This window comes from Amycolatopsis sp. NBC_01307, from assembly GCF_035975215.1.
GTDB lineage: Bacteria > Actinomycetota > Actinomycetes > Mycobacteriales > Pseudonocardiaceae > Amycolatopsis.
In genome coordinates, this window is record NZ_CP108403.1 from 9,848,576 (window position 1) to 9,860,607 (window position 12,032).

Here is a 12,032-nt window from a genome sequence, read left to right on the forward strand (position 1 = left end):
TCCTTGAGGGGAAGTCAGTCCTGCTCGGCGGCCTCCGCGAGGCGCTTGATCTTGGCCAGCCGGCGATCCCAGTCGGCGGCGAGCGAGGTCATCCAGCGGGCCGTCGCGTCCAGGGCTTCGGAACGCACGGCGTAGCGGACCTCGCGGCCGATCTTCACGCTGCCGACCAGCCCGGCCGAGTCGAGGACGGTGAGGTGCTTGACGATCGCCTGGCGCGACACGGGGAGGCCGCCGGCCAGGGTCGTCGCGGTGGCCTGGCCGTGGGCGGCGAGCAGGTCCAGCAGCTGACGACGGGTCGGATCGGCCAGTGCGGCCAGGACGCCGTCGACGACGTCGTGAGCCATCATTCGGCGCGGGCGGCGAGGGTGGTGAAGCACTGCTCCCAACCGCCGGTGTGGTCCTTGACGACGTTGCGGCGGTTCTCGTCGGACGTCGGCAGGGTGGCGAAGCCGCTCTCGACAACGCGCAGGCGGGTGCCGTCGCCCTCGGGGGTCAGGGTGAACTCGACGAGCGTCGAGTTGTCCTCACGCAGCTCCTCGCCGGGGAACGCGCTGACCCAGCGGTAGGCGAGGTAGTGCGGCGGGTCGACCTTCTCGACGCGCAGCGGGAACTCGCCGTGCTCCGAGTGCGTGACGACCAGGGTCTGGCCTTCTTCGGCCATGGTGCCCTGGATGGTTTCGTCGTCGGTCGCCCAGAAACCGGGCTCGGCCACCAGCGGCCAGACCTTGGCCGGCTTCGCGGCGATCACGATCTCGCGTTCGATGCTGTCGGTGCTCATGCGCACTCCTTCGTCGTCTCATGTGCAATGCCACAGTTGCACATGACGGAGTGCGGTGCAACCCCAGGGTTGCACTTACGGCGTCAGTCCTCGGGGAGCTCGCCCGCTTCCACCGCGCGGAACGACTCCCGGCTCGCGGCTTCTTCGCTCATCCCGAGCCGCCAGTAGCCCGTGAAGCAGATCCGCCGCTTGTCGACGTCGCGCTCCCGCACGAGATGCCGGCGCACGAGCTTCACCACGCCCGCTTCGCCCGACACCCACGCATACGGCGTCCCGTTGGGGAAGGTCGCCGCGCGGACCGCCTCCAGCAACGCCTCGCCGTGCGGCCGCGCGCCGCGGACCAGCCAGTGGACTTCGACCGCTCCGCGCGTCTCGAACGTCTGACGCTCTTCGCGCCCGGAGACCTCGATGTACGCCGAAAGCCGCGCGCCGGCCGGGAGCTGCTCGATGATCGCGCCGATCGCGGGCAACGCCGTCTCGTCGCCGGTCAGCAGCTGCCAATCGGTGCCGGCCGGGACGTCGTAGAGGCCGTGCGGGCCCAGGAACGCGACGCGGTCGCCCGGTGTGACGCGGGACGCCCACGCCGAGGCCGGGCCGGTGTCGCCGTGCAGCACGAAGTCGACGTCGATCTCGGCGAAGCGCGGCCGGTGCGCACGCACGGTGTACGTCCGCATCGGCGGCCGGACGCCGTCCGGCATCGCGAGGTACGTGCGATACCACGACAGGACGTCGGAGCCGGTGTCCGGCAGGTTCGGCGTCTCCTGGCCGGGGAGCGGGAAGAAGACCTTGACGTACTGGTCCGGCGCCCCGGCGGGCACCTCGGCGAAGGTCGCCGCCTCGAACGTCACGCGCACCGTGTGCGGCGTGATCGGCCGGACCATCCTCACGCGGGCCCGGTGGTACGTCAGTGCCGGTCGCTCCACCTGCGTCGTCATTAGGCGAGGCTAACCTAATTCATAGGCGTCAGAACAGCCCTCCCGGCTCGGAATCCGCGGCACCTTCCGGTTGCCAACGGTATTTCCGCAGGTCGACGCGCTGGCCGTCGGCCAGTACGCCTTCCGCGCGCAGTCGTTCGAGCTGGTCGTGGACCAGGTGCGGCGCCGGGGTGCCGTTGGCGCGCAGGATCCGGTGCCACGGCAGGTCGTGCCCGTCCTCGGCGAGGATCGCGCCGACCATCCGCGGTGAGGGCGCGCCGGAGAGCGCCGCGATGTCGCCGTACGTCGCGACCGTGCCGGCCGGCACCGACTCGATGATCTCCCGCACCCGCTCGTGCAGAACGTCGTCCATGCCCCCACTCTGCCGCACGGGTACGACACTTTCCGATGCCGCCCGTCGCACGGGCGGTGACCTTCACCGGACACGCCCGCGCTTAGGTGTGCCGGTGCGACGCCCGTTACTCCGGACGTGGTTCCATCGCGGGGTGAACGGCAGGCGAACGGGACCGGCGAACGCGCGGCTGGTGCGCCCGCCGATCGCCGAGGCGCCCACGTTCACCTGGGATTCCGGCGCTCGGCGCGTACTGTCCGCACCCGGGGGTTTCCTGCGGGTGCTCGGCGGGCCCGGCACCGGGAAGACGACGCTGCTGGCGTCGGCCGCGACCCGCCGCATCGCCGAGGGCGCCGACCCGGAGAGCGTGCTGGTGCTGACCACCTCGCGCAAGGCCGCGGACGCGCTGCGGGCCGACATCACCCGCAGCCTCACCGCCGACCCCGACCTGGCGCGGCCGCTGCCCCGTACTGTCCGCGAGCCGCTCGTCCGGACCGTCCACTCGTACGCGTATTCGCTGCTGCGGCTGGAAGCGATGGGCGCGGAGCTCCCGGCGCCGCGGCTGCTCGCCGGCGCCGAACAGGACGTCGTCGTCCGCGAGCTGCTCGCCGGCGACCTCGACGAGGGCGCCGAGAACTGGCCGGAGCAGCTGCGCCCGGCGCTCATCGTGCCCGGGTTCGCCGAGGAGGTGCGCGACCTGCTGATGCGCGCGGCCGAGCGCGGGCTCGGGCCGGCGGACCTCGCCGAGCTGGGCCGCCGCCGCGGGCGCGAGGAGTGGCTCGCCGCCGGGCTCTTCTGGGCTCAGTACGAAGAGGTCACGCAGCTGCAGGGCGCGGGCGGCAACGCGCTGGGCGTCGCGAGCGCGCCCGCCCTCGACGCCGCCGAGCTGGTCACCTCCGCGCTGCTCGCGCTGGAGGACGACGACGAGCTGCGCGAACGGGAGCGCACGCGCGTGCGGCACCTGTTCGTCGACGACGCCCACCACCTCGACCCGCTGCAGACCAGCCTGGTCCGGATGATCGGGCACACCGCGGCCGAGTTCGTCGTCGCCGGCGACCCCGACCAGAACGTGTATTCCTTCCGCGGCGCCGACGCGAGCCTGTTCGCCGACGCCGACCCGGACGGCAGCCGCACGATCACGCTGACGACGTCGCACCGGCTCGCCCCGGCGGTGCGGCTGGCGGTCGCGAAGATCGGCGCGACGCTGCCCGGGCTGTCCCAGCACCGCAAGATCGTCCCGCCCGCCGGGGCCACCGGCGGCAACGTCCGCGTGCGCGTGATGCCGACGCCCGCCGCCGAGGCGAGCTGGATCGCCGATCAGCTCCGGCGCGCGCACCTCGTCGACGGCGTGCCGTGGTCGGAGATCGCGGTGCTCGTCCGGTCGCCGGCGCGGACCTTCCTGGTGCTGCAACGCGCTTTGCGCGCGGCCGGCGTCCCGATCGGGTCGGCCACCGAGGAACTGCCGCTGGCGCGTCAGCCCGCGGTGCGGCCGCTGCTGGCCGTGCTGAAACTCGCGCCCTCGCCGGACCTGCTCGACATCGACCTCGCCGAGATGCTGCTGTCGTCGTCCCTCGGCGGCGCGGACCCCCTGGCGTTGCGGCGGCTCCGGCGCGGCCTGCGCCGGCTGGAGCTGGCCGGCGGCGGGCAGCGCTCGAGTGACGACCTGCTCGTGGAAGCGTTGCGCGGCGGGGACATCCTCATCGGGCTGGGTGACGCCGAGGCCGAGCCGGTGCGGCGCGTCGGCGGCCTGCTGCGCGTCACGCACCAGGCCGTCGCCCGCGGGGACGGCGTCGAGCAGGTGCTGTGGGAGCTGTGGAACGAGAGCGGCCTGCAGGAGAAGCTGCTGAAGCAGACCGAGCGTGGCGGTTCGCTGGGCGCGCAGGCCGACCGCGACCTCGACGCCGTCGTCGCGCTGTTCGACGCGGCCGGCCGGTACGTCGACCGGCTGCCCCGCTCCAGCGTCGCGTCCTTCGCGGATTACCTTGGCGCGCAACAGATCGCGGGCGACACGCTTGCGCCGGCCGCCGTCCCGGCCGACGGCGTCTCGCTGCTCACCGCGCACTCCGCCGCCGGTCGCGAGTGGACGGTCGTCGCCGTCGCCGGGGTCCAGGAAGGCGCCTGGCCGGACCTGCGGCTGCGTGGATCCGTGCTGGGCGTGGAACGGCTCAAGGACCTGATGTCCGGAGTGGATGATGACGCCGTCTCCCAGACCGCGCCGATCCTGGCCGAGGAACGGCGGCTGTTCTACCTCGCGATGAGCCGCGCGAAGGAGACGCTGCTGGTCACCGCGGTGTCCGGCGAGGACGAACAGCCGTCGCGCTTCCTCGACGACCTGGAGGAGAACGGCGCCGACGACGGCGGCCTCGACTCGCGGATGAAGCCGCCGGGCCGGTCGCTGGTGCTCGCCGAGCTGGTCGGGGACCTGCGCGAGGTCGTCTGCGACGACAAGGCCGACCCGGCGCGCCGGCGCCGCGCGGCCAAGCAGCTCGCGCGGCTGGCCGACGCCAAGGTCCCCGGCGCGCACCCGAGCACCTGGTACGGCCTGCTCCCGGCGTCCACCGACGAACCGGTGCACCCGCCGGGCGACCTGATCCGGATCTCACCGTCCACAGTGGAGATCCTGACGAAGTGCCCGCTGCGGTGGATGATCGAGCGGCACGGCGGGAGTGACCCGGCGCAGCTGGCCGCCGTCACCGGGACGCTGGTGCACGGGCTCGCGCAGGCCGTCGCGTCCGGCAGCACCGACGCCGAGCTGCAGGCCGCGCTGGACGACGCCTGGGTGCGCGTCGACGCGGGCGCGCCGTGGTTCTCGAAGCGGGAGCGCCGGCGGGTCGAGGGGATGCTGCAGAACTTCGTCACCTGGCTGGAGCGCAGCCGGGCGGAGCTGAAGGAAGCCGGCGTCGAGCAGGACATCGAGGTCGAGCTGCCGGCCGGGGGCGCCGACGAGGTCCGGGTGCTGCTGCGCGGCCGCGTCGACCGGGTGGAGCTGGACGCCGACGGGCGGCCGGTGATCGTCGACATCAAGACGGGCAAGGTCCCGGTGTCGGGCAAGGACGCGGAGGAGCACCCGCAGCTGGCCGCGTACCAGCTGGCGGTGCTGCTGGGCGCGATCGAGGGCCGCACGGAGGCGGGCGGCGCGCGGCTGGTGTACGTCGCGAAGGCCAACAACAAGACCGGCGCCACCGAGCGGTCGCAGCCGCCGATGGACGAGGTGGGCGGCAAGCAGTGGCTGGACCTGGTCCGCGGCGCGGCGGCGTCGGCGGCGGGCCCGGACTACCAGGCGCAGGAGAACGTGGACTGCGACCGCTGCCCGGCGCGCGGCTGCTGCCCGCTGCGCCCCGAGGGCAGGCAGGTACCGGGCCCATGACTTCGCGTGTGGTGGTCGTGAGTGGTAATGAGGGTTCTAACCCTCATTACCACTCACGAGCTCGCGAGGTGACCACATGAGCCCGCTGCTCATCGCGAACCCGGTCGAGCCCGCCGAACTCGCCGACGCCCTGGGTCTGCACCGGCCGACTCCCGAGCAGGCCACGGTCATTGCCGCACCCGTCGAACCGTCCCTTGTGGTCGCCGGCGCGGGCGCCGGGAAGACCGAGACGATGGCCGCGCGCGTGGTCTGGCTGGTGGCCAACGGGATCGTCAGCCCGGACCGCGTCCTCGGCCTCACGTTCACCCGCAAGGCCGCGCGTCAGCTCGGCGAACGCGTCCGCGCACGCTTGCGACGGCTCGCCGGATCCGGGCTGCTGGACCGGCTCGACCCGTCCGGCGGGCTGCGGTCCACTGTGGTCGCCGGCGAACCGACCGTGCTCACCTACCACGCCTACGCCGGCCGGCTGCTGTCCGAACACGGCCTCCGGCTGCCGGTGCAGCCCGGCGTCCGGCTGCTGTCGGAGACGTCGTCGTGGCAGCTCGCGCACCGCGTGGTGTCCACTTGGGACAACGAGCTGGACACCGATCGCGTCCCGCCGACGGTCACCGCCGACGTACTGGCCCTGGCCGGCGAACTCGGCGAGCACCTGGTGTCCACAGAGGAACTGGCCGACTACACGTCGTGGATGTGCCAGGTCATCGAGAACGCCCCGCGTGCCAAGGGACAGCGGGCCGCGTTGCCGCAGAAGCTCACCGAAATCATGGCGGCGCAGCACTTCCGGCTCGCGCTGCTGCCGCTCGTCGAGGCCTACCACCGGCGCAAGCGCAACGAGGGCGCGCTGGACTTCGCCGACCAGATGTCGCTGGCCGCGCAGCTGGCGAGCGAGTACCCGTCGGTCGTGCGCGGCGAGCGGGAGCGGTTCGGCTCGGTGCTGCTCGACGAGTACCAGGACACCGGGCACGCCCAGCGCGTGCTGCTGCGGGCGCTGTTCGGCGGCGTCGAGAACCCGCCGATGCCGGTCACCGCCGTCGGCGACCCGGCCCAGGCGATCTACGGCTGGCGCGGCGCCAGCGCGGCCAACCTGCCGCGGTTCACCACGGACTTCCCGCGCTTTGACGGCGAGCGCTTGGTGCCCGCCCGTGATTTCGGGCTGCTGACCAGTTTCCGCAACCCGCCGGAGATCCTCGACCTCGCCAACGCGATCGCCGAGCCGCTGCGGGCACGCGGCCTCGGCGTCGAACGGCTGCGGGCGCGCGAGGGCGCCGGCCCCGCGGACATCGCGTGCGCGCTGCTGCCGGACGTCCGCGCCGAGCGCGAGTGGGTGGCCGACGCGCTGGCCCGGCGCTGGTACGCCGTGCAGGAGCAGACCGGCAAGCCGCCGACCGCGGCCGTGCTGGTGCGCCGTCGGGCCGACATGGCCCCGATCGCCGCCGAGCTGCGGGCGCGCGGGCTGCCGGTCGAGGTCGTCGGCCTCGGCGGGCTGCTGGACGAACCCGAGGTCGCGGACCTCGTCTCGACGTTGCGCGTGCTCGCCGACCCGCTCTCCGGCAGTGCGGCGGCGCGGCTGCTGACCGGCGCGCGCTGGCGGCTCGCGGCCGCCGACGTCGCGGCGTTGTGGCGGCGCGCGGGGGAGCTGTCGAGTCCCGAGAAGTCGGACGGTCCCGAGCTGGTCGTGGAGCGCGTCGAGCAGGCCGGGCTGATCGACGCGATCGACGAACCCGGCTCGCCGGAACGGTATTCGGAAGAGGGCTACAAGCGGATCCGGCGCGTCGGCTGGGAGCTGGCCGCGTTGCGGCGGCGGCTGGACCAGTCGCTGCCGGAGCTCGTCGCCGACGTCGAACGCACGCTGCTGCTGGACGTGGAGTCGCTGGCGCGTCCGGGATCGGCGGGGCGGGCACACCTGGACGCGTTCGCCGAAGTCGTCACCGATTACGCCGAGACGGCGCCGACGGCGACCCTGTTGTCCTTTGTGGACTACCTGAACACCGCGGCGCACGCCGAAGACGGGCTCACCCCGGGTGAGGTCGAGGTGGTGCCGGATCGGGTGCAGGTGCTCACCGTGCACTCGGCGAAGGGCCTCGAGTGGGAGGTCGTCGCCGTGCCGCACCTGGTGCAGGACGTCTTCCCGGGTCGGCGGCGGTCGTCGTCGTGGCTGCGGACGGCGACGTCGCTGCCCGCGGCGTTGCGCGGCGACGCCCAGGACCTGCCCGAGCTGCGGATCGCCGACGGCTACGACCGCAAGGAAGTCCAAGAAGGACTCGAGCTGCACGAGGCGGGGTTCGTCGAGCGGGAGCAGTCGGAGGAACGGCGGCTCTGCTACGTCGCGCTGACGCGGTCGGAGCACGCGCTGATCGTCTCGGGGCACTGGTGGAACGAGAGCAGCAGCCGGGCGAAGGGGCCGTCGGAGTTCCTGACGGAGATCGCCGGTGTCATCCGGGAATCAGGCGTCGGGCAGCTCGGCGACTGGGCGCCGGAGCCCGGGCCGGACGACGAGAACCCGCTGGTCTCGGACTCGCGGAAGGCCCGCTGGCCGATCGACCCGCTGGCCGACCGCCGCACCGGCGTCCAAGGTGGAGTGGACCTGGTTTTCGAGGCGCTGTCGGCGTCTTCGGAGGAAGAAGCGTCCGAAGAGGACGATCCCGACGGCTGGCTCACCGACACCGACGTCCTGCTGGAGGAGTGGGCGCGCAAGGACGACCAGATCAAGCGGGTCCCGTTGCCGTCCCGGCTTTCGGTGAGCCAGCTGGTCGCGCTGGCCGAGGACTCCGCGCAGCTCGCGACGGACCTGCGACGGCCGTTGCCGATGGCGCCCAACAGTTTCGCCCGCCGCGGCACGGAGTTCCACAGCTGGCTGGAGCGCCGCTTCGGCGGCGACCAGCTCATCGAGATCGACGACCTCCCGGGCGCCGCCGACTTCGCCGAGATCCCGGACCCCGGCCTCGAAGAGCTGCAGACGCAGTTCGACAAGAGCGAGTGGGCCGCGCGCGTTCCGCACGCCGTCGAGATCACGTTCTCGGCCGACGTCGAGGGCATCACCCTGCGCGGCCGCATGGACGCCGTCTTCTGGAATCCGGACGGCTATTGGGAAGTGGTCGACTGGAAGACGGGTTCGGTCCCGCCGAAGTCCCGGCAGGCGGTGCTGTCGGTCCAGCTGGCGGCCTACCGGATGGCCTGGGCGGCGCTGAAGAACGTCCCGGTGGAGCAGGTCCGCGCGGCGTTCCACTACGTCCGCGCCAACCACACGATCCGCCCGGCCGACCTCCTGGACGCCGAAGGCATCCGCAGCCTGCTCCGCAACCTCCCCGAGTCGTGACGGAAACCGTAACCCGCGTGATCAGAGCCGGAACCACCGTGATTGGGGCCGTAACTCGCGACTTACGGCTTCAATCACACGGGATACGGGCCCAATCACGTGAGTTCCGGCTCGAAACACGCGGGTTACGCGGCGTCGCGGACCTTCAGGGCCCACGCGATCAGCGGCCACTGCAGCGGCAGCCGGCCCCACGCGATCGCGCGCTGCGGCAGCGGGGCCCGGCGCGCGTCGACCGCCATCTTCACGTTGCCCGGGAAGACGCCCAGGAACAGCAGGGCCGCCGCCAGGGCGCCCAGGCGGCGGGTGCGCGGGACCGCCACCGCGGCCGCCACGGCCAGCTCGGCGACGCCCGAGCCGTACGTCCACGCCCGGCGTGAGCCCGGGAGCGAACGGGGGATCAGGCCGTCGAACGGCTTCGGGACCGCGAAGTGCAGGGCGCCCATGAAACCCAGCGCACCTGCCATGACGTGCGCGGGCCGTTGTGAAGTAGCCATCGGCTCATCGTTCCACGCGGCGGGCCGCCGCCCGGTTCGGCTATCCTCCGGGCGTGAGTGACGCTCGACACCTGCCTGCGGGAGCCAGTGCATGAGGGCCCTGAGGCGGCTGCCGCTCGGCAGTCTCACCGATCGGCCCGACCACGAGCTCGTCGGCGTCCTGCGGATGCCCGAGCTGACGGTCAGCCCCCTTCGCTCCATCATGAAGCGGGTCATCGGCGCGACCCTGGCGCTGCTGCTGACGGTGATCATCGTCTACGTCGACCGCGACGGGTACCGCGACGCCAACGGAGACGGCCTGTCCCTGCTGGACAGCCTCTACTACGCGACCGTCTCGCTCTCGACCACCGGCTACGGCGACATCGCGCCCGCCACGTCGTCCGCCCGCCTGGTGAACGTGCTGGTGATCACCCCGTTGCGGGTGCTCTTCCTCATCGTCCTGGTCGGGACCACCCTGGAAGTGCTCACCGAGCGCTCCCGGCAGGCGTTCAAGATCCAGAAGTGGAGGACGAAGGTGCGCGACCACACGGTTGTCGTCGGGTTCGGCACCAAGGGCCGGTCCGCCGTCAACGCGCTGCTCGGCGACGAGAGCGTCGCCCCGGGCCAGGTTGTCGTCGTCGACACCGACCAGCAGGCCCTCGACGCCGCGAGCGCGCTCGGCCTGGTCGCCGTGCACGGCTCGGCCACCCGGTCCGACGTGCTGCGCGTCGCCGCCGTGCAGCACGCGCGCGCGGTCGTCGTCGCCCCGAACCGCGACGACACGGCGGTGCTCGTCACGCTCACCGCCCGCGAGCTCGCCCCGAAGGCGCACATCGTGGCGTCGGTGCGGGAGGCGGAGAACGTCCACCTGCTGAAGCAGTCCGGCGCCGACCAGGTCGTCGTCTCCAGCGAGACGGCCGGGCGGCTGCTCGGCATGGCGACGTCGACGCCGCTGGTCGTGGACATCATGGAGGACCTGCTCACCCCGGAGTCCGGGCTGGCCATCGCCGAACGCGCGGTCGAGCCTTCGGAGGAGGGCGGGTCGCCGCGGCACCTGTCGGACCTCGTCCTCGGCCTGGTCCGCGACGGCGTCCTCTACCGCGTCGACTCCCCGCAGGCCGACGCCATCGAGCCCGGCGACAAGCTGCTCTACGTCAAGAAGGTGACGCAGACGGAGAAGATCGAGCGGTAGGTCCGGTTCGCCCGGCCGACCTGCGGAGCCGAGACCGTGCCGCCTGGGTTTTGCCCGCGGGATCTGGAACCATGACCGGGTGCCCCCGCGACCCCTCGCCCTGAAGTGGCCCTCGGTGGCGATCCCCGCCGCGGCGGGCGTGCTCGTCGTCCTGCTGGCCTGGCTGGCCGGGCCCGGGCTGCTCGGGATCAGCAACGACGACCTCGGCGCACCGGTGTCGGCCGAGGTCACCAAGCCCGCACCGTGCGACCGCCTGGACCCCGTCGAGACCGTCCGGTTCACCGTCGCCGGCAAGACCCACGAGGGCACGCTCAACGGCTGCGGCCACGGCCAGAACGAGCGCGTCGACGTCGGCGTCCCGGAGGAGCTCCCGGACCAGGGCACGGTCGCCGTCCAGGTGGCGGACACGTCGGCCGGCGCGTCGGACGCGCGGCGCCCGCTCGGGCTCGCGCTGCTGGTGTTCGCCTGCTTCTCGGGCGGGATCTTCGTCTACACCTGGCTGCGGCTGCCGCCGAAACCGAAGGCCGCCAAGCCCGCGAAGGTCAGCTGACTTCGGACGACGGCGCCGCGAAGGTGTTGCAGTCGGAGATCCGGTTGCTCGTCGCGCCCGCCCGCCACCACGACGCGTAGTGCGCGTTGGTGCCGTGGTCGTGGCTGCGGGAGGTGTTGTCGCCGCGGGTCTCCTGGTCGTTCCAGGCCTTGTTGTACATGTCGCGGTTGATCGTGCCGCCCTGGTCGACGTGCGCGCCGAGGAACATTCCGGAGAAGCACTGGGCCTGCAGTTCCTTGCGCCGCGACATCTCGAGCCCGGCGGGGCTGTTCTGGCCGGCCTCGTAGATCTTCTGCCAGGCCGCGTCCATCAGCCCGGCGACCTCCTGGACGTGGTGGCCGTACTCGTGGGCGAACAGGGCCAGGTAGACGCCGGGGTTGTTGCCGTACTGGTCGGTCTGCAGCCCGCGGAAGGGCACGTACAGGTTGTTCTCGCAGTAGTACGCGGCGGTCGCGATGCCGACCTGGATGGTGCCGCATTCGGTCTCGAAGCTCGCGCCGGTCGGGAAGTGCAGCGCCGGCGGCGTGAACGGCAGGCCGTAGGCGGTGAGGAACGGGCCCCACGCCGCGTCCAGGCACTTGCTGGCGGCGGTGAAGAACGCTTCCGCGCCCGCCTGGGTGCTCTGCCAGGCCGGCAGCGTGCAGACGCGGTTCTGCAGCCCGGCGTTCGGGTCCTGCAGGATCGGGTGGTCGGCCAGCTTGAGGACCTTCTGCGGGCCGGTCGCGCTCGGCGTGGACAGCTCGGTCGACGGGCCGGGCGACGCCGACGCCGGGGCACCCGCGCCCCCGGGGAGCTGCGAAGGGACGTCCTGGGACGACGGCGTGTCGCGGTAGGCCGGGTTCGCGAGCGGCGTGTCCTGGCGGTTGAGCGCCACGATGGCGACCAGCCCGAGCACCAGCACGGCCACGGCGCCGAGGCACACCCCGATCACGGCGGCCGGCGAACGACGTCGCGGCGCGGCGGGCACGGTGTGCGGGTGACCCAGCCACGCGGGAGCCGGTTGCGCATCCGGCACCGGCGGCGGCTGGACGGAACCGCCGGGCGGTACCTGGCCGTGGGGCGGTTGCGTCATCTAGGCAGTCCCGAAGGG

The 12,032-nt window shown here is 72.7% G+C and carries 10 protein-coding genes; 4 read left to right on the plus strand and 6 right to left on the minus strand.

Going from position 1 to position 12,032, the window contains the following annotated elements; all coding sequences use genetic code 11:
• Positions 1 to 14 precede the first annotated feature (14 nt).
• The 4 genes from OG439_RS44430 to OG439_RS44445 form a co-directional block, all read right to left on the minus strand.
• The gene (locus OG439_RS44430; RefSeq protein WP_247061119.1) at positions 15 to 344 is read right to left on the minus strand and encodes an ArsR/SmtB family transcription factor; all 330 of its coding nucleotides are present in this window, start codon (positions 342 to 344) and stop codon (positions 15 to 17) included.
• Positions 344 to 778: an SRPBCC domain-containing protein gene (locus OG439_RS44435; RefSeq protein WP_326946355.1), complete on the minus strand. Its 435-nt coding sequence runs from the start codon at positions 776 to 778 to the stop codon at positions 344 to 346. Before OG439_RS44435 ends, OG439_RS44430 begins: the two co-directional genes overlap by 1 nt.
• An 83-nt stretch (positions 779 to 861) precedes the next feature.
• Positions 862 to 1,713: a siderophore-interacting protein gene (locus OG439_RS44440; RefSeq protein ID WP_326946356.1), complete on the minus strand. Its 852-nt coding sequence runs from the start codon at positions 1,711 to 1,713 to the stop codon at positions 862 to 864.
• Between the two features lie 28 nt (positions 1,714 to 1,741).
• Positions 1,742 to 2,065 (minus strand): MGMT family protein, encoded by a 324-nt coding sequence (locus OG439_RS44445; RefSeq protein ID WP_326946357.1) that lies wholly within the window; start codon positions 2,063 to 2,065, stop codon positions 1,742 to 1,744.
• 172 nt (positions 2,066 to 2,237) lie between these two features.
• Between OG439_RS44445 and OG439_RS44450 the strand changes: the two genes are divergently transcribed.
• Together OG439_RS44450 and OG439_RS44455 are read left to right on the plus strand one after the other, a co-directional pair.
• The gene (locus OG439_RS44450) at positions 2,238 to 5,411 is read left to right on the plus strand and encodes an ATP-dependent helicase (RefSeq protein WP_326951773.1); all 3,174 of its coding nucleotides are present in this window, start codon (positions 2,238 to 2,240) and stop codon (positions 5,409 to 5,411) included.
• A gap of 76 nt (positions 5,412 to 5,487) precedes the next feature.
• A complete protein-coding gene (locus OG439_RS44455; protein ID WP_326946358.1) occupies positions 5,488 to 8,727 on the plus strand; it encodes an ATP-dependent helicase in 3,240 nt (1,079 codons plus the stop codon).
• A 125-nt stretch (positions 8,728 to 8,852) separates the two neighbouring features.
• On the opposite strand, the gene OG439_RS44460 is transcribed toward OG439_RS44455, so the two are convergent.
• Entirely contained in the window at positions 8,853 to 9,221 is a 369-nt protein-coding gene (locus OG439_RS44460; protein ID WP_247061126.1) for a DoxX family protein, read from the minus strand.
• A 91-nt stretch (positions 9,222 to 9,312) separates the two neighbouring features.
• Between OG439_RS44460 and OG439_RS44465 the strand changes: the two genes are divergently transcribed.
• Together OG439_RS44465 and OG439_RS44470 are read left to right on the plus strand one after the other, a co-directional pair.
• A complete protein-coding gene (locus tag OG439_RS44465) occupies positions 9,313 to 10,392 on the plus strand; it encodes a potassium channel family protein (RefSeq protein WP_247061127.1) in 1,080 nt (359 codons plus the stop codon).
• A 115-nt stretch (positions 10,393 to 10,507) separates the two neighbouring features.
• Positions 10,508 to 10,942 carry a hypothetical protein gene (locus OG439_RS44470; RefSeq protein ID WP_326951774.1) on the plus strand — a complete coding sequence of 145 codons (435 nt, stop codon included), beginning with the start codon at positions 10,508 to 10,510 and terminating at the stop codon, positions 10,940 to 10,942.
• Here the strand turns inward: OG439_RS44470 and OG439_RS44475 are convergent.
• A complete protein-coding gene (locus tag OG439_RS44475; protein WP_442792263.1) occupies positions 10,935 to 12,014 on the minus strand; it encodes a neutral zinc metallopeptidase in 1,080 nt (359 codons plus the stop codon). The genes OG439_RS44470 and OG439_RS44475 overlap by 8 nt on opposite strands.
• Positions 12,015 to 12,032: the final 18 nt, after the last annotated feature.